The organism is Kriegella aquimaris (genome assembly GCF_900103215.1).
In the GTDB taxonomy this organism is placed as follows: domain Bacteria; phylum Bacteroidota; class Bacteroidia; order Flavobacteriales; family Flavobacteriaceae; genus Kriegella; species Kriegella aquimaris.
Genome location: NZ_FNGV01000005.1, coordinates 72,645 through 90,121 on the forward strand (window position 1 = coordinate 72,645; position 17,477 = coordinate 90,121).

Sequence of the window (17,477 nt, forward strand, 5' to 3'; positions counted from 1 at the left end):
CTCTAATTATTCGTTATTAAATTCCGGACTAAAATACTTTGTAAATTTTGATGTCTAATAGGTCGTTCTATATGCCAAAACTTAATTTTAATCACTGTTCACTTTCAACCCGTCCCAAAAAGCAATTTCATGCTGTACGCCGGTATTTGGGTCATTGATAAACTCTTTTTTGCCTTCATACACCTTGAGTTGACCTTTATGCATATATCCGATTTTATCTCCCATCAATACAGCTTCCTTAAGATCATGAGTGACGAACAATGATGTAATTTGATATTCCTTTGTTAATTTTTTGAACAACACTTGCATACGTTGGCGTGTACCTGCATCTAAACTTCCAAAGGGCTCGTCTAACAGCAATAATGAGGGTTCGGTAATGATGGCTCTTCCGAAAGAAACGCGTTGTCGCTGACCGCCCGAAAGTTGATTGGGCATTTTTTTTGCCTGCCCTTCCAATTCTAAACTTTTTATCATCTGGCTTACTCGCTCCGTTATATCGGTATTTGATAATTTTTTCAAGCGCAGACCAAATGCAATGTTCTCGAAAATATTGAGATGCGGAAATAGTAAATCCTCTTGATAGAGATACACAATGTTACGCTCCGAAGGTTTTTTATCATTGATGCGTTCGCCGTTCAATATTATACTTCCCGAATCTGGGCTTACGAGTCCGGCAATTGTTTTCAGCATGGTAGTTTTTCCACAACCTGATTTTCCTAAAATACTCAGGGTTTGATGGGCCTCCAACTGAAAATTAAGCGTCTTTACAACATGCTCGTTATGAAAACTTTTTACAATATCCTTTATTTCTAAAAACATCAGACCATTTTTTTGAATACATACCGCTTGTTAAAATATAACAGTACAACAGGCGGGAAAATTAATAAGCAACAACTTAAAGCGCCATAGTAATAATTGGCTTCTTTGATAAACAAGAATACCTTAATAGTCAACGTCTGTACTTTTCCAATCCCAATAATGGAGGTAAGACCGTATTCGAACCAGGAAATAAGAAAGGTCTGGAAAAAGCAGACCAATAACATACTTTTGGCCATGGGCAATAATACCTTGGTATAAGTTTGCAATCGGCTCCCCCCTAATGTGGCCGTTAAATCGGCATAGCTTTTCATCTTTTGGTTCCAAAAACTGCTAAAGAAAATAAGGGCATACGGAAAGGCAATCAGAAACTGCGCTACGACTACGCCGGTTACATTGCCAAAAAGCCCAAGTTTTATAAAAAAGAAACTCAAACAAGCCGCAAATACTACGGGTGCCAATATATAGGGAAAATAGGCCAATACGTTCAGTACTTTACTTTTAGGATGGTAATAAACAACCCTACTTATAAAGAAGCCGGAAATAGTTGTGACTATGGCAACGGATAATGATATGATAACAGAAATGACAAAACTCTGTAGAAGTCCGCCCTCAGAGGTCATAATTGTCGCCCAGTTCTTAAACCCGAAATAAGAGGGCAAGAAATCAGGAAACTGCCAACCGGACATTAATGATAGCAAGACCATATAGGTAAAGGGAAATAGCACCAAAAGCACTAAAAAACTTAGAAAAAAAGGTTTCCAGTAGCGTTTCATATCAAAGCATTTTTTCTTTTGGGCAAAAACAGAAACAATACAGTAGCTGAAACGATTATCGTGTAGAGCACGGCAGCAACATAACCTTCTGAAATTTTATCCAAATCATATTGTTTTATTTCCCTGATAATAAGAACCGAGAGCATTTGTGGTGATTCTTGCCCCAAAATCAGTGGTACTTCGTAAGAACCCAACAAAAATATAAAGTAAAGCACAATCAGAATGCGTGCCTTTTTTAATAGGATGGGCAGCTGTATGCGTTGAACCACCTGTCGGGGGTTTGCACCTAGAGACTGGGCAAGTATCGACAGCTCATCTAAGCGCTCATTTTTAAAGACATTGAGAAATAACAACACAAAAAAAGGAAGTACCATGGTGATAAAGGCCAAGTTGATTCCCAATGCAAAAGTATCATTTACCAAATCTGGAAAATCCGTGGCTTCCCGAATCCATCCGAAAGCATAGCTGATTCGCGCAAAAAATCCACTTTTGGATAGCAATTGGAAAATAAAAAAACCGGTTACCACGCCCGGGATAGCCAAGGGGAGGTAAGCAATAAAAGACAAGAATTTTTTTTCAAGGTTTTGGCGGAATTGAATGGTGATCCATAATGCTCCTCCAACGGAAGCTGCCATCGAAACAAAGGCAATCAAAGCACTATAGATAAGTGACTTAAAGAATTCACCCGATTGCAATACGGCGAGCCAGAATTTGAAAGTAAACCCCGTGTTTACCACTCCTACTACGCCAAAACTATAGAGCAAAGCATAGATGAAAGCTAATGCGAAAGGCAATATACCGATTAGCACAAAAAGTACTAGCCCTATATGTGGTATTCTATTTTTCAATTACTTTGGTTCTAAAGTCTTCATACAATCGAATCATATATTCAGGTGCCGGTTCTTCCATGGCATAAGGTTCCAATTCCTCCATAGTAATGCCGTAATTTCTTTTTGGGGCACTTTTGAATTTTTTTTGCCATTCTACCGGTAGTTTTGAAACCTTCAATACCGTATTGGCATCCATACCATCAGCTCTTGATTTTTCGAGCTGTGCTTCTGGGGATATCAAGAAATCGATGACCTGCATCGCTCCGGCCTTTTGTGACGCATTATCTAAAATACCCAAATAGTTCGCATTTTTAATGGTACCGTTTTCCCAAGGATATCCTTTTGTAGATTTTGGATAGAGTCCGCTCAATACTTTGTCTTCTATTCCTCCCTCATTAAAACCATACACAATATGAAGCTCGCCAGTGGCGAATAATTGGTTCATTTTCGACTGTTCTTTTGGAAAGGTTTCGCCTTCCTTCCAAAAATACATTTTGTTGGAATTGATAAAATCCCAAAGTGCTTTTGATAGTGTCTTATATTTTTTTTCGTCGAAAGGCCCGTCGAGGCCTTTAGGTCCTTCTGCTAATTCGGCGAGGAAACTTTTCAGCATGGTCATTCCCGTAAAGTCGTTGGAAATGGTGAATGTACCCGGGTATTCTCTCACATACGCTTCCAACTCGCGAAGATTTTTAGGAGGGGCTGGTACTTTTACCGAATTATAAACCATGGCGAACTGGTTGATGCTCCAAGGGCATTCCATATAATTTACGGGTTGCTGAAAATCGGTATTGATAAAGGTGTCGTTAAAATCAATAAATTTTGCATTCGGCAGTTGTTTGACAAAAGGGCCCCAGAGTCCGTCTATTTTACGAAGTTGAAAGAAGGTTTCTCCGTTTATCCATACCATATCGACTTGACCATTTCTTACATTGGCCTGTTTCTCACCCATGACCAATTGAACGATTTCAGGCCCCTGCCCACCACTGATTCTTAGGTCAATGTTGTATTTTTTCTTTACAGTGGGCACCACATAGTTATTCATGTAGTTATTGATGACCGGGCTACCCTGCCACATCATAAAGTTTACAGTGGTTCCTGTCGCTTTTATCGAAATCTGTTCCCAAGGTTCTTTTCTCAATTGCTCATCGTCTGCTTTCTTTGCATCACCATTACAGGCAATCAATAAAAATCCGATTAAGAATATGGCCAATGATTTATACATCGTCACGTTTTTTATTTTTTAGAAGACTGTCCAGCTCCATATATTTTTCCTTGTAGGTACTTAAAGCAAAAGCCGCTGCGGCGGCCGTAAATACGGAATAGTCAAAAGCTCCTTTTATTCCTGTCGAAAAAGTCATTGACAGCGCAAAAATTAATAAGAGAACACCACTGAGTTTCGCAAATAGTTCCGTCTTGAAGCCCACAATTAAAAATAGTGCAAAAATGATTTCCGCAATCGTTGCTATCGTTCCGATTGTCGGAATGATCGCCTCAGGAAACCAAGGATTTATGAGTTGGGTATACCGTAAAAAACTTTCCCAATTGCCCCAAGTTGAAATCTCGGTTGGCCACACTCCCAGGCGATCTGCCACTGCCGATAAAAAGCCTAGAGAAATCGCAGTGCGTAAGAATAGCTTGATTATTTTTTGCTTCATGTCGTTACATTTTTGTCATCAGTCCTACTCTTTTTCCCACCAGGCTTTACTATTGATATTATCTCCACCGATACGATCGACAGCCTCGGTATAGTTAACCTTATTAGTGGCCTGTTCCGATTCAGGATACAAATACCGAACGGGATATTTTCCTTCGTTGAGGTTGTCAGGGCCAGCCTTGAGTCTAGGTACACCTGTTCTGCGAATATTGAACCAGGCTTCGTGCCCAACCCCTATAAGACTCAACCACTTTTGGGAGAGTATCTTGTTGAGATTATCGGCCCCGTTCAGTGCGATGGCTTCTCGAGTGAAATAGTCATCGGGTAGGGCAACATCATAATATTCGAAGCTGGCAGCAATTCCATTTTGATAATACGTAGCTGCATCTCCGGCAATATAGTTTTTTTCTACCGCTTCCGCTAGCGCGAATTGTACCTCCGCGTACTGCATGAATTGAGCGTTTACCCCATCAGGCACATCCCTGAAAATACTTCCGAAAAGTGAAACATCGTTCAAGTCGATGCCTTCAGCACTTATAGTTTCACGAGTCTGACCGTTCAAAAGTCCTTTGTATATAGGAGTATTATTGGCCAGACTAGTCTGCGTAGGTTTGTAAAGTACCGTTACACGTGGATCGTTCCATAGAGAAAGTACAGAATCGACCGTTTTCGTCATACGGTGTTCTTGATAAAGTCCGAGACTGGCCGTCGACATGGGCCATTGATTGGGCGCCGATCCCAAATAAGGTACCACGGCATTGTCGGCATTCGAAGCAATCAGTTTACCATCATCTGCCAATGCCTGAATTTCCGAAAAATCGGTAAGCCGGTTGCTGATACGTAATAAATAACGTAGACGTAGTGAATTTGCAAAACGCACCCATTTGTTCAAATCATTGTCGAACATAACATCACCCTGAATGCTTGATGCAGTATTTTCTAATCGGGTGGCGGCACTTTCAAGAACTGTCAAAATACCATTTTCGGGATCGGTATAAATAGCTTCCTGTGTATCGTACTTCGCAGTGAATTGTCCATCCAAAGCCTTTACTGCTTCGGAATAGGGAACATCGCCCCAAAGATCGGTCAGCTGTGAATAAAGATAACTAGCCATAATATCACCTACTGCAACATAAGCTTCGTTGGAGGTTTCAAGTGTTTGCATGGACCGAATGTCAGACAACAACCTAAAGATGGTGTTCCAATAACTACTGTTTGAACCCATTTCGTAACGATCTATGCGTTCAAATTCTACACTTGCCGCGAATTGTGCGAGGTAGTTCGACAACCGAAAACCTTGTTCATAGGCGTTTCTGTCAGCAGCGACCGATATAATATTTGTGAGTAAAAATTGTGGGTCTACATTTTGTGGTGCATTGGGGTTTTCGTTAAGTTTATCAAAGTCTTCGGTGCACCCCGTGGTAAGAAAGAGAAGGGAAAGAAAGCTTATAAATATGTGTTTTGTGTTTTGCATTTGAAGCCTTTTAAAATTCGGTTTTTAAACTAAAGCCAAAACTTCGGGTTGAAGGATATGACATATCTTCCACCCCTTGAATGATATTGGTTTCTTGCAACGCGTTCAATTCGGGGTCAAAATGCGGATTTTCGGTAAACAACAGCAGATTGCTTCCCACCAACCCGAACTTGATATGTTGAAAGCCCAACAATTTTGTCAGATTATCAGGAAAAATATAGTATAGGGCCACTTGCCGAAGCTTAACATAAGACGCACTATACAGAGCACTTGCTTCGTTACCGCGATCGAAGAAGTTATTGTAGAATTGACTGGCGGGCACGACCGTAGTATTTGCAACATATTCGGGATTATCTGTCGTGCCTACATCTACCAAACCATCACCGATAATACCCTCTTCCCTTCCGACTAGGGTCTCCTTTAAAATGCCTGAGGTACTCCCCAGAGCTTTGGTACGTGATACTATTGTACCACCCTTTCGCCAATCGACTAAAATTTTCAATTCAACCCCTTTGTACTTGAACTTATTATTAAAACCCATTGTATAATCAGGATTATAATTGCCCAACAATCGCAAGGTGCCATCTTGTAACGGCAACCCATTGGAACCGTAAAGTGTTTGTCCGTCAATCTCAATAAAACCACTACCGTACATATCACCCACTTGTCCATTTTCCTTGGCAATATAAAAAACAGTGTTGGCACCGCCCGACCCTCCAAATACATTTGCCATTCCCGTGACGAATTGGTCTACGCCTTCAGGAAGTTCGGTGACCACACTTTTATATGTGGAGAAATTCATCGATGTCTGCCAATTGAAATTCGTATTTTGAATTACTTCTGCACTCAAAAGGGCCTCAAAACCACGGGTGCGGACTTTCCCACCGTTGACATTAAAGTTTGCAAAGCCGCTGGAGTTTGAGATGGGGCGAGAAATAATCTGATCGACACTGGTATTTTGATAGCCAGAAACATCAAATTGTACTTTGCTATTAAAGAAACGGATATCCAATCCTGCTTCTAAGGCATTCAACCTTTCTGGCCGCAGATTGGTGTTTTTAAGCACCGTTTCGTTGGTGACCCTAAAATTTGGTCCATAATTTTGATTAAAAAGAAAGTTTTGCGCATTTTGATATGGATCGGTATCGTTACCTACACTTGCCGCACTTAGACGAACATTCAAAAAAGAAATAGGGTTGGGAAGTTCGAACATGTTGGAGGCCACGTAGCTTAAACCAGCAGAATAGTATCCAAATGAATTATTGCTTTGGGGTAGGGTGCTGCTCCAGTCGTTCCTATAGGTCAAATTTAGATATACGGAATTCTGATAGGAAATATCCCCCGTACCATAGATACTATGAATACGTTTTTCGAATAACTGGCTATCCCCTTTCAAAGGGGTTCTAGAGTTTGCCAAGGTATAAATGCCGGGCAACGCCAATTGCGAAGCTTCCGAAAATTGGTATTTAATACGTTGATCAAAGCGGTTGGCACCTGCTGAAAGTGTATAGTCCCAATCTTCATTGATAATATCTTTATAGGATATCAATATATCAGTATTCAATTCTCTAAAACGAACATTGTCTTCTCGATAAGTACCAAATGGATTGCTATTTGTGCTCACAGCCCTTCTGAAAGCTCGGGCATCGTCATAAGTATCCAATCCGGTTCGTACGCTTAGGTTTATCTTATCAGAAAAATTATAAGTAGCAGATGCGTTCCCTAGAATTCTATTTTTTGTAAAACTATTGGTGTTCTCGAAAAGCGTTAAATAGGGGTTCGTTAGCCATAAATAATTGAAGTCGTAATGCTGTAAACCTTCTTGGCCTGCCTGCCAATAGTTACGCAGTGATTCAATATTGGTCTGTCTTCCCGTCCAATTAAAGCCGTACAGCACATTTTCATACCCATACCCCAAATTAGGCCTGTTTTTACTGCGGGTATTGATATAATTTATGAAGGCCCTTGCCTTCAATTTATCACTTAAGACCTGGTCTATACTGACGGCGAAACCATCACGTTTCAAATCAGTATTGGGCAAGATGCCTTCACTTCGTAAATTACTGTATGAAAGCCTACTGCTTCCGTTTTCTCCGGATGAACTGATGGCAATATTGTTTTGGGTCGTAACACCGGTCTTGAAAAAATTACGGACATTGTTGGGCCTAGATTCCCAAGGCGTCGGTGTAATTTCGGTAAACGAACCATTGGGGAAAGTACGGGCAATTACATCACCAGCACGAACTGGATTGCCATTAATGTCCGTTGATGGGCTATCAAATTGAGCTATCAATTGACCTTGGTCTAATCGAGGGCCGTAACTACTAATTCCTCCGTCGTTGATGCCCGAACCGATGCCATCTTCAAAGGCGTATTCGCCATTTGATCCACCGCCATAAAGATTTTGATAATCAGGCAGGGTAAGTAAATTTTCTATGGTCAAGGTACTATTGATACTTACACCTAAACCCTGTTTTCTGCGACCTCTTTTAGTCGTGATAACCACTACGCCATTAGCTGCACGGGCACCGTAAAGTGCGGCTGACCCAGCTCCTTTTAATATGGAAATGGAAGCAATATCATCAGCACTGATTTCCGATCCGCCATTGCCGTAATCTACCTCTTGAAGCGTTCCATCATTCACAAGGTTACTGGTAATTTGCTCATTGCTTATAGGTACGCCATCCACAACAAATAGAGGTTGGTTACTCCCGCTTAAGGAGTTTTCACCGCGAATTATAATACGTGAAGACGAGCCAACGCCCGATGACCCATTGGTAACCTGCACCCCGGCAACTTGTCCGGCTAGGCTATTAACTACATTAGTAAACGAAACCGCTGTAAGCGCTTCCGCGTCAACTTTTGTCACTGAAGACCCTAGTGACTGCTTTTCGCGCTCTATGCCTAAAGCAGTTACCACGATTTCGTCGAGCTGTTCCGTGGCTATTTGAATGGTTATGAACTCAGGAATATGACCGTTGATTACTTCAATATCTTGGGAGACGTAGCCAATTGACGAAATATGTAAAGTAAAACTACGATTATCGGTATTCAACTTAAAAACACCATTTTCATCGGATGTCGTATAATTCTGTGTCCCCAATTCATTGATTGTTGCATAAGCCACGGGAAAATCGTCAGCACCAATTAATTTGGAAGAATAGGTATTTGTTTGACAAAAACCTGGAGCCAAAAATAGCTGCATAAGCGCTATTATTGCTATTTTCATTACTATTTTTTTTGATTAAGGAGCGATAAAAACACAAGACACGGAGCGTCCAATGGTTTTTATCCGATAAAGTGTTAAGAATCTATTGGGCCAGTAAGTGTGGGGGTCCCCTTAAAACATGAAGGGTATTATGGAGTGTCGAGGTTATATCTTTCGATTGACGAAAATTGGGCAATTGATTTTCCCGCAAATGAAAAAAGATAAATTGAGCGATAACCGAATGTATTTGGCGATGTGCAAATTCAAAAATGTCAGCTACCTGGTCTAGGTCGGATAAAATGGCCAAACTGAAAATGGTGGCATTATTTCTACGACCGTGAAGTAGAAGTTCTTCGTAAAGCGAATCTTTTTCCCAAGGTAACCAACAGAATTGTTCCGCAGTAAAAGCCTGTTTTTGAATTCCGATGAGGTAGGCACCTCCATCTTTTGATGGCCCGATTACAAAATTGTTTTGTTCGAGTTTTTTAACGGAATAGTTGATTTCGGCTGCCGTCAAATCAGGACAGTCATTGCCAATGGAAAGAACATTGGTGTAACCTTGGTTAAATAGTTCTTGAAATGCATTGGCATACCGCTGGCCGAATGAATTTCCATTTTGTTTTTTTTCATCCATCCAAACCACATCGAGACCACTTTCTATGGCGATACCTGAAGTCTGTCGAATAAGAAGTTCAAAAAAGCTTTTGGAAACAGATTTATTATGGTGACGAAACAACGATTTACGTTCCACTTCTTGCGCTGCAGAAAGGGAAAAAACCATCAAAACCGTTTTGTTTTGAACCATATAAAAATAACGTTGTAGGTGTAAACTTACGATAAAAACCTTCGTACGTTGACTTAGTCGTTGCTATTTTTTTTCATTACAAGAAGATATAAATTGCCTATGAGATTATTTTTAAATACCGACCGCAACGTTTTGTGCAGTACTTTCAAATAATCTAGGAATTGTATTTTTGACTATTAAATTGGATAAATAGAGGATGTATGACTTCATTAGACAAAATCAAATGATAGTGTACAGGGAAAACAAACCGTCTGGTCAGTTACCACAATGTTATTAAGTGCCAAAATTTGTCTCAAACGAATGACAACTTGCTATTTTTGTTAGAAAAGAAACTGTTTTGAAAAGTACAGACCTTAATATAGAATTGCTGAAATCAAGTTCGATAGGTTTGGTGCTTTCAGGCGGTGGGGTAAGAGGTATGGCCCATATCGGTTTAATCAAGGCGATGGAAGAATATGAACTGTCTGCCGATGTGGTCAGTGGCAGTAGCGTTGGTGCCTTGGTCGGGGCGCTATATGCCAACGGTAATTCAGTAGATGAAATGTTGGCTTTTTTTAAAGAGACCCCTCTGTTTAAATACAATTTTTTGACTATTCTCAAACCTGGCTTTATAGACACCGACAGGTATTTCGATATTTTTAGAGGCTATTTTTCCGAAAACAGCTTTGAGTCTTTACAAAAGAAGCTACATGTGGTGGCCACAAATCTACAGCAAGGCGAACAGACTTTTTTTTCTAATGGAGAGTTGATCGGTCCCTTATTGGCATCTGCGGCCCTGCCCCCGGTTTTTAGTCCTGTGGAATTAAATGGACAGTTGTATGCCGATGGAGGTATTATGAATAACTTTCCTTCAGAACCGGTACGGGAAAAAGTTGACTTTCTAATAGGAAGCAACGTTTCAACGGTGGGCGGACTCGAAAAATCGGATCTTAAAAACTCTTGGCAAATTACCGGGCGCGTTACAGGCTTGATGATTTATGCAAATAACCAGAAAAAGTTGAAAACCTGTAATCTGCTGTTGGAGTTTAGGGAATTGGAAAAAATAGGCGTTTTAGATCGGAAAGGTATCGAAAAGGCATATCAAATCGGTTATGATTATGGGATGAGAAAGTTGGGAGAATCGATAACTGATAAATAGCGTCCAGAAATCTGTCAACAGTCAGCAAGTAGCAGTAAAAACGACTAGTCCCTTTCGAACATTATTTGATAAAGCAATTAAGATTTATGTATCAGACTAAACATCATCATAATCCACCGTCAAAGTCGGTGTTAACGGATGCGCTTGACAGGTCAAAATAAGGCCTTCGGCAATCTCACCATCGGTCAAAATCTGATTTTTGACCATTTCGGCCTTGCCTTCTTTGATGCGGGCGATGCAACTACTACATACGCCGCCTTGACATGAATATGGGGCATCAATGTTTTCCTTGAGCACAGCATCAAGTACCAACGTATTTTTATTCATTGAAAAGGAAAATTCCTCATCATCGACGATTACGGTAAGGTTAGTTTTTCCATCCGGTTTTTCCGGAAGTTCGTCTAAAATTTCGGTAGTAGTAAACAGCTCAAAATGAATTTTATCCTCTGGAACATCATTATCCTTTAAGGTGTCTTTCACCAAATGAATCATTTCTTCCGGTCCGCAGAGATAATAGGCGTCAAAATCGGTGTCCTTATGTTTATTCTTTATAGCATAATTGACGGTAGAAGTGTCAATACGACCGAAAAGAGAATTGTCTTCTTGAGTCTGGCTATTGGTGAAGTAAACAAAAAACCGATTGGCATAATCGAGTTCTAATTTCACCAAATCAGTATAGAACATAGTGTCTTTAAAAGATTTGTTGCCGTAAACCAGTACCATTTGATTTTTGGGATTGCTTTCCAAAACCGCCCTGGAAATACTCATTATAGGCGTAATACCGCTCCCGGCGGCAAAGGCAATGATTTTTTTTGGTGTATTGGAGGGTTTAAAAGTAAACCTTCCTTCTGGAGGCATCACCTCAAGCATATCACCTACCGCTAATTTAGAATGGGCATAATCGGAAAATCCGCCTTTGTCGACTTTTTTTACTCCTATAGTAAAGCAATCGCTCTTTGGAGATGAACTGATCGAGTAGGCACGACGAAGTTCTTTTCCCTTGATTTCTTTTTTGATAGTAATATATTGTCCCGGTATAAAATCAAAAGTTTGAATCAACTCTTTTGGAATACTAAAAGTAATCGCTACGGAATTAGGAGTAAGCGCTTTTATATGTTTTACCGGTAATGAATGAAAATCTGCCATGCAAAGGTGTTTGGTCTTTTGGAGACTATTGTTAATGGAGTACAAAATTAAGCAATGGCGTGACGATTTAAAACGGAAAGCGTAAAAAAACATACCTAAAAAACTTATGCATAAGAAAGTTATGCATACATTTGTAGTGACTGAACAAAGTATATGCAATAATCTTAGGGCTGTAATAAGTGAAACTTAATCAGGGTTTAAATGAGGTTACATAGCATTGATTCAAAAACAAATTGAACATTCTTCCTTTTATTAGGAAGATTATGATGAACAGATGGCAAATTCAAAACTTTACAAGGGGAGTCTTAACACAATCATTTTAAAACTGCTGGAAGAACAGGGCAAAATGTATGGTTATGAAATCACTCAAAAGGTGAAGGTACTTACCAAGGGAGAACTTAGTATAACCGAAGGGGCGCTCTACCCGGCACTTCATAAATTGGAAGCCGAAGGGTTACTTGATGTTGAAGTGGCCAAGGTCGATAACCGTTTACGCAAATATTATAAACTGACCGAGGCGGGCGAAAAAGAAACCGTAAACCGATTGGCCGAGCTCGAAGAATTTATTCGTAGCATGCAACAGCTTGTTAACCCGAATTGGAGTATTAATTAATCCCTGCACTTATAAAACTATAACATTTTAGAAAATGAGAAAACTCGTAGCCATTTTTATTTTTTTGATGATAACTGTCACCATCTCGGCGCAAGAAAACCCCGAATTCAAAAATCAAACCATAGAGTTCTTAAAGCTTACCGGTACTGGAGCCGCTTTTGAAAACGCAATTGGACAAATCGGGGCTACGGTACCTGATTTGAATCGCGTGGCCTATACCGAAGAGGCCAACACAACATTGGACGGACTTTACTCAAAAATGGCAGATTTGTACATGAAGGAATTTACTCCCGATGAAATTAAGGAATTAGTAGCCTTTTATAATACCGATTTAGGCAAGAAGGTGTCTTCAAAACAAATGGCCCTATCACAACAGGCCATGATGCTGGGCCAAGCCTGGGGCGGAGAGATTCAACAGATAGCCCAAAAGCATAGCAAATAGTTATTTAGTATTTCAGAAAAGTTTTTATATAACAAGAACGACTTTATGGCACAACTGACCAAAGACCAAATACTGTTTATAGACGATTATCTCAAAAGAAACAAGGTTAAGTACTGGGATGTGCGCATGGAGCTTTTGGATCACGTCGCCAGCGCCATTGAAGATGAATTGAAAAAAAGTATTTCTTTTGAACAGGCCCTACAAAATGTGCACTTGAGTTTTGGGAACAAAAAAACTTCCAAATCATTGAATAAATCCCGCACCGCATGGATTATCAACGAATCTATTTATGCCGATAATTCTGGATATAAAAAATTTATCGGGGATAAACAAAAGGCGCTACAGTCGAATTTGCGAAAAATGTACGGGCAAGCACTTATAACATTTTTTAAGACTCCTTTATTGTTAGTTACCTATATTCTGCTTTTGTACATTCTATTTAAAGCTAACGGTCATATTGGTGGCGAAGCATTGCTTAAAGGTCTCGCAAGTATAGTTAGTATTGGCGTAGCAATTCCGTTCTGTTTTTCATTATTCCATTTCATAAAATATGGTAGGTCAATATATCTTTCGGTCTTATCGGGTCTGACATTCGGCCTACTTTATGGGGTTTCTAGTTTATTATTCTATTTACCCAAGGGTTTTATTTTTGGCGACGACAAAGTTTTTTCACACGGTTATTTTGTTGTAATGTGTGCCATTTTAGTGCCTTTGTTGTTTACGCAAACAAAAGTCTTCTTTAGTTATCTCTCGAAAATTAAAAAGATTCAATCAAGACTTGCATGAGCCTCACCAAAGAAAACATAGAATTTATAGATACGTATCTGATAAATACTGATATACAATTCGTTGATGTACGAATGGAGATGGTAGATCATATCGCCACCGCCGTGGAAAATGATATGCAAGAAAACAACCGTTCTTTTTATGATACCTTCAAGTACTACATGGTGCTTCACAAAAAGCAATTGGAAAAGGATTATGACCGCTTAAGAAAAGATCTTCAGACGAAATCATTCGGAATTTTAGGCAGAAAAATGGCAACCTATCCTTTTGTTGTATTGTTTATTACGCTTTGGACTATGCTTTTTTTTTTGGAATCAGGCTTTCAGTGCTAGTTTCCCTTATGTCTCTGTTGTTTGGGGATGTTTTATTTTTACTGCCTTGATTTACTTTTTGGGTACGTTACCAAAGCGAAACTACCGTTTTTCGAGTTTAGAAATGTTGGCTTGGCCTATGCTTTTAGGGGTATACATTCTGAACTTTTTCTATAATTTTTCATATTCCGAGGCAATATTCATCGAGCGATGGCCACTGCTGGTAATGTTAATGACTTGTCTTTTTCTTAGCAGTAATGCCGCTTTTTTAGTGCTCTTTTTTTCAAAACGTAAAGAAATGAAACAAAAATTTGCCTAAATGACGCTGACCCACCACCAAATTCAAGAACTCTATAAGTTTACTCGAAAGCACTACGTGGAGTATTACGACCTACAGGCCGAACTGGTAGATCATTTGGCCAACGGTATTGAGGCCCAGTGGAGAGAAACACCTGATATGCTGTTCAAGGAAGCAATGGTGGGGGAATTTCAAAAGTTTGGCATCGGCGGTTTTGAAAAGGTTGTTCGTAAACGGCAGCGAGCCATGGAATGGCGGTACCTTAAAATTGTCGTACGTTTTTATCGTACATACTTTAAACTTCCCCAAATTTTGCTAACGACGACACTGGTTTTAATACTGCCTCTAATTCTTTTTACCCTACCTCTGGCGTATCGATATGATATTATTTTAGGTTTGTTTATGGCCATCGCGGTAGCAGTATTGATTATATCCTTTAAAAAGAGGAAAGATAATGATCTTGAATGTGTAAAGAACGGTAAAAAGTGGATGCTTAAAGATCAAATCTACTCCTATGGCCAGTATGCAGGAGTGTTCAATCTATTTCCGATTGTTCTGAACACACAATTTTTCAGGTCTAACATTCCTGTCGATGCTAATTACGTAATTTTGATATTCGCTACGATGATTGTTTGTTTATTGCTTTTATCTTATGTCACCATTTTTGTCATCCCCAAAAAAGCCGAAGAACTCCTTGCAGAAACCTATCCGGAATATAAGATTGTCTCCCAACTGTAACAAAAGATAAAATTAACGCACTAATCTACTAGCGAACTCAAAGTATCATGTTCAAACACTTTATAAGTCTGCAATGGAAGTCGTTTTTTAGGTCTTCCTCTCTAGGGAAAGGTCTTGCGCTAAAACTGCTCATGATTTTCTTTGGCATCTATATGCTTGTTTCTTTGATTGGCTTGGGTACTGGATTATATTTTATTCTTGAAAAGATTTTTCCCGGGGCCGACCCTATGTTAAAGTTGAGTGAGCTATTGATATACTGGCTGTTTTTTGAGCTTTTTGTCCGCTATTTTATGCAAAAACTACCGGTTTTAGATGTTAAGCCATTGTTGCTATTGCCTATTAAAAAAAGTACGATCACCCATTATGTTTTGGGGAAATCGATATTTTCTATTTATAACTTCTTCGCGCTTTTTATTTTTATCCCTTTTGGTATTGTCTTGATGATGCATGGGTATCCAATGCCTTTGGTTCTCTTTTGGTTTTTATCCATCTTAGGTCTTGTGCTGATGGTTAATTTTATCAACTTTATAATTAACAAGAGTGACAAAGCGCTTATTGGGCTTGTTTTAGTAATGGGTACGGTACGTGCTGTGGAATATTTTGATTTGATGCCCATTTCGAAATATGCTGGTGACGTGTTTTATACGCTTTATGAGAACCCTTTACTAGCGGTAATTCCCTTGTTGTTTGCCGTCATCGGGTATTCTGTCAATTATCGTTTTTTAAGAAACCGCATCTTTTTAGACGCTTCTTTGAAAAAGAAGAACAAGGAAGTTGTTTCTTCTGATATGGGATGGACTAAACGCTTCGGCAGCATAGCTCCCTTTTTACGATTAGATCTTAAATTAATATGGCGAAATAAACGCACCAAAATGCAGGTGTTCATCTCCTTGGCCATGGTGCTTTACGGATTGATTTTCTATACCATGGATGATTTTGGACCCCAATCACCGATGTTGGTTTTTGTGGGTATTTTTATGACTGGAATATTTTTGATGAATTTTGGCCAGTTTATTCCCGCGTGGGACAGTGCTTATTATTCCATGATGATGTCTCAGAACATTCCGTTGCGCAAGTATTTAGAGTCGAAGGCCGGGCTGATATCCGTCAGTGTGGTCGTAATGTTTTTGCTTTCGGTACCCTATGTTTATTTTGGATGGGAAGCGTTGGCGATAAATTTTAGTACTGCACTTTACAATTTGGGCGTGAATATTCCCGTAATTTTGTTTTTCGGGTCGATGAACAAGAAACGAATTGACCTAGCAAGAAGTGCTGTTGGCAATATGCAGGGTACGGGTGCAGCACAGTTTTTGGTAGGCATACCCCTTTTTGGCGCTCCAATGCTCATCTATATGGCATTGGTGTTTTTTGTTTCATTTAATGTGGCCATGATTGTGCTATCTGTTTTGGGCATTATCGGTTTTGTCTTGCGTAAACCTTTGTTAGATAAAATCACCAATGTATATCGAAAGAAAAAATACGGGATGATTGCAGGTTTTAAAGAAAAAGAAAGTTGATATTTTAATCAGAGCAGAATGTAAGCCTTTTGGGATTGTAAAGGTACAAATGCAATAAAAACGCGACATGTCAATATGATTTCAGTACAGAATATCACAAAAAAATATGGCACTCAGGTTGTTCTGAATTTAAGCAATTTAGAAATACCCAAAGGGCAGAGCTTTGGCCTTGTGGGTAACAACGGGGCGGGGAAGACTACTTTTTTCAGTCTTTTGCTAGATTTGATTCGACCGACTACGGGTTATATCATTAACAATGGTATTCAGGTAGATGTCAGTGAAGACTGGAAGCCTTTTACCTCATCGTTTATTGACGAAACATTTCTTATCGGCTATCTTACCCCGGAAGAATATTTTTACTTTATCGGAGAACTTCGAGGTCAAAATAGAGCGGATATTGACGCCCTATTGGCCAATTTTGCTGATTTCTTTCATGGTGAGATATTGGGGCAAAAGAAGTATTTGAGAGATCTTTCGAAAGGAAACCAGAAAAAAGCGGGAATAGTGGCTTCTTTTATTGGAAACCCGGAAGTAATTATCTTAGATGAACCTTTTGCCAATCTTGATCCCTCAACACAAATTCGGTTAAAAGCAATTATTAAAGATTTGGCGGAGCAACAAGAGGTTACCGTTTTGGTTTCAAGTCATGATTTGATTCATGTTACCGAAGCTTGTGAGCGCATTGTTGTTTTGAACAAGGGGGAAATCGTTAAGGATATTCAAACTTCGACCGAAACGCTACGCGAACTGGAAAATTTCTTTGCTGGATAGCTGTGCTGTGATAGACCCAATACTTATTGTCTCCAATAGGTACTGTATTTTGAGCTCCTTATAGGTCTAATATCCAATAATTGTTCTTTTCCAGTAGAAGCCTGTGGTCTGAGATTAAACTTTTTATCGACCAACTACATAATAATCCCGT

General features: G+C 39.5%; 17 protein-coding genes. 8 read left to right on the forward strand and 9 right to left on the reverse strand.

Going from position 1 to position 17,477, the window contains the following annotated elements:
- Positions 1 to 87: 87 nt before the first annotated feature.
- The 8 genes from BLS33_RS11970 to BLS33_RS12005 form a co-directional block, all read right to left on the reverse strand.
- Positions 88 to 819 (reverse strand): ABC transporter ATP-binding protein, encoded by a 732-nt coding sequence (locus BLS33_RS11970; RefSeq protein ID WP_089889103.1) that lies wholly within the window; start codon positions 817 to 819, stop codon positions 88 to 90.
- Positions 819 to 1,592 carry an ABC transporter permease gene (locus tag BLS33_RS11975; protein ID WP_089889105.1) on the reverse strand — a complete coding sequence of 258 codons (774 nt, stop codon included), beginning with the start codon at positions 1,590 to 1,592 and terminating at the stop codon, positions 819 to 821. The genes BLS33_RS11970 and BLS33_RS11975 overlap by 1 nt, the downstream gene beginning before the upstream one ends.
- Positions 1,589 to 2,440 carry an ABC transporter permease subunit gene (locus BLS33_RS11980; protein ID WP_089889107.1) on the reverse strand — a complete coding sequence of 284 codons (852 nt, stop codon included), beginning with the start codon at positions 2,438 to 2,440 and terminating at the stop codon, positions 1,589 to 1,591. The genes BLS33_RS11975 and BLS33_RS11980 overlap by 4 nt, the downstream gene beginning before the upstream one ends.
- Positions 2,430 to 3,647 (reverse strand): ABC transporter substrate-binding protein, encoded by a 1,218-nt coding sequence (locus tag BLS33_RS11985; RefSeq protein WP_089889110.1) that lies wholly within the window; start codon positions 3,645 to 3,647, stop codon positions 2,430 to 2,432. Before BLS33_RS11985 ends, BLS33_RS11980 begins: the two co-directional genes overlap by 11 nt.
- Entirely contained in the window at positions 3,640 to 4,080 is a 441-nt protein-coding gene (locus tag BLS33_RS11990; RefSeq protein WP_089889113.1) for a DoxX family protein, read from the reverse strand. The genes BLS33_RS11985 and BLS33_RS11990 overlap by 8 nt, the downstream gene beginning before the upstream one ends.
- A gap of 24 nt (positions 4,081 to 4,104) precedes the next feature.
- Positions 4,105 to 5,553, reverse strand: a complete 1,449-nt coding sequence (locus tag BLS33_RS11995) for a SusD/RagB family nutrient-binding outer membrane lipoprotein (protein ID WP_089889116.1) — start codon at positions 5,551 to 5,553, stop codon at positions 4,105 to 4,107.
- Between the two features lie 10 nt (positions 5,554 to 5,563).
- A complete protein-coding gene (locus BLS33_RS12000; RefSeq protein WP_089889119.1) occupies positions 5,564 to 8,782 on the reverse strand; it encodes a SusC/RagA family TonB-linked outer membrane protein in 3,219 nt (1,072 codons plus the stop codon).
- A gap of 82 nt (positions 8,783 to 8,864) precedes the next feature.
- Entirely contained in the window at positions 8,865 to 9,542 is a 678-nt protein-coding gene (locus tag BLS33_RS12005; protein ID WP_176801381.1) for a TIGR04282 family arsenosugar biosynthesis glycosyltransferase, read from the reverse strand.
- Positions 9,543 to 9,903: 361 nt separating this feature from the next.
- Between BLS33_RS12005 and BLS33_RS12010 the strand changes: the two genes are divergently transcribed.
- Entirely contained in the window at positions 9,904 to 10,704 is an 801-nt protein-coding gene (locus tag BLS33_RS12010; protein ID WP_245731422.1) for a patatin-like phospholipase family protein, read from the forward strand.
- A 96-nt stretch (positions 10,705 to 10,800) separates the two neighbouring features.
- Here the strand turns inward: BLS33_RS12010 and BLS33_RS12015 are convergent, their stop codons facing one another.
- A complete protein-coding gene (locus tag BLS33_RS12015; protein WP_089889125.1) occupies positions 10,801 to 11,850 on the reverse strand; it encodes a ferredoxin--NADP reductase in 1,050 nt (349 codons plus the stop codon).
- Between the two features lie 274 nt (positions 11,851 to 12,124).
- Here BLS33_RS12015 and BLS33_RS12020 point away from each other — a divergent pair, with 274 nt between their 5' ends.
- From BLS33_RS12020 to BLS33_RS12055, 7 genes are all read left to right on the forward strand, one after another.
- A complete protein-coding gene (locus BLS33_RS12020; protein WP_089889129.1) occupies positions 12,125 to 12,463 on the forward strand; it encodes a PadR family transcriptional regulator in 339 nt (112 codons plus the stop codon).
- A gap of 34 nt (positions 12,464 to 12,497) precedes the next feature.
- A complete protein-coding gene (locus BLS33_RS12025; RefSeq protein WP_089889132.1) occupies positions 12,498 to 12,905 on the forward strand; it encodes a DUF2059 domain-containing protein in 408 nt (135 codons plus the stop codon).
- 45 nt (positions 12,906 to 12,950) lie between these two features.
- Complete coding sequence (locus tag BLS33_RS12030) at positions 12,951 to 13,691, forward strand: hypothetical protein (RefSeq protein WP_089889134.1); 741 nt, start codon at positions 12,951 to 12,953, stop codon at positions 13,689 to 13,691.
- Complete coding sequence (locus BLS33_RS12035; RefSeq protein WP_089889137.1) at positions 13,688 to 14,023, forward strand: hypothetical protein; 336 nt, start codon at positions 13,688 to 13,690, stop codon at positions 14,021 to 14,023. The genes BLS33_RS12030 and BLS33_RS12035 overlap by 4 nt, the downstream gene beginning before the upstream one ends.
- A 298-nt stretch (positions 14,024 to 14,321) precedes the next feature.
- Positions 14,322 to 15,038, forward strand: coding sequence for a hypothetical protein (locus tag BLS33_RS12045; protein ID WP_089889143.1), 717 nt, complete (start codon positions 14,322 to 14,324; stop codon positions 15,036 to 15,038).
- A 47-nt stretch (positions 15,039 to 15,085) separates the two neighbouring features.
- A complete protein-coding gene (locus tag BLS33_RS12050; protein ID WP_089889145.1) occupies positions 15,086 to 16,555 on the forward strand; it encodes a DUF5687 family protein in 1,470 nt (489 codons plus the stop codon).
- 75 nt (positions 16,556 to 16,630) lie between these two features.
- A complete protein-coding gene (locus BLS33_RS12055) occupies positions 16,631 to 17,326 on the forward strand; it encodes an ABC transporter ATP-binding protein (protein WP_089889148.1) in 696 nt (231 codons plus the stop codon).
- Positions 17,327 to 17,477 lie beyond the last annotated feature (151 nt).

Excerpts from the sequence above, each read along its gene's own strand:
- BLS33_RS11970 (WP_089889103.1), bottom strand. The coding sequence starts at position 819 with ATGTTTTTAGAAATAAAGGATATTGTAAAAAGTTTTCATAACGAGCAT.
- BLS33_RS11975 (WP_089889105.1), bottom strand. The coding sequence starts at position 1,592 with ATGAAACGCTACTGGAAACCTTTTTTTCTAAGTTTTTTAGTGCTTTTG.
- BLS33_RS11985 (WP_089889110.1), bottom strand. The coding sequence starts at position 3,647 with ATGTATAAATCATTGGCCATATTCTTAATCGGATTTTTATTGATTGCC.
- BLS33_RS11990 (WP_089889113.1), bottom strand. The coding sequence starts at position 4,080 with ATGAAGCAAAAAATAATCAAGCTATTCTTACGCACTGCGATTTCTCTA.
- BLS33_RS11995 (WP_089889116.1), bottom strand. The coding sequence starts at position 5,553 with ATGCAAAACACAAAACACATATTTATAAGCTTTCTTTCCCTTCTCTTT.
- BLS33_RS12000 (WP_089889119.1), bottom strand. The coding sequence starts at position 8,782 with ATGAAAATAGCAATAATAGCGCTTATGCAGCTATTTTTGGCTCCAGGT.
- BLS33_RS12005 (WP_176801381.1), bottom strand. The coding sequence starts at position 9,542 with ATGGTTTTTTCCCTTTCTGCAGCGCAAGAAGTGGAACGTAAATCGTTG.
- BLS33_RS12015 (WP_089889125.1), bottom strand. The coding sequence starts at position 11,850 with ATGGCAGATTTTCATTCATTACCGGTAAAACATATAAAAGCGCTTACT.
- BLS33_RS12020 (WP_089889129.1), top strand. The coding sequence starts at position 12,125 with ATGGCAAATTCAAAACTTTACAAGGGGAGTCTTAACACAATCATTTTA.
- BLS33_RS12025 (WP_089889132.1), top strand. The coding sequence starts at position 12,498 with ATGAGAAAACTCGTAGCCATTTTTATTTTTTTGATGATAACTGTCACC.
- BLS33_RS12030 (WP_089889134.1), top strand. The coding sequence starts at position 12,951 with ATGGCACAACTGACCAAAGACCAAATACTGTTTATAGACGATTATCTC.
- BLS33_RS12035 (WP_089889137.1), top strand. The coding sequence starts at position 13,688 with ATGAGCCTCACCAAAGAAAACATAGAATTTATAGATACGTATCTGATA.
- BLS33_RS12045 (WP_089889143.1), top strand. The coding sequence starts at position 14,322 with ATGACGCTGACCCACCACCAAATTCAAGAACTCTATAAGTTTACTCGA.
- BLS33_RS12050 (WP_089889145.1), top strand. The coding sequence starts at position 15,086 with ATGTTCAAACACTTTATAAGTCTGCAATGGAAGTCGTTTTTTAGGTCT.
- BLS33_RS12055 (WP_089889148.1), top strand. The coding sequence starts at position 16,631 with ATGATTTCAGTACAGAATATCACAAAAAAATATGGCACTCAGGTTGTT.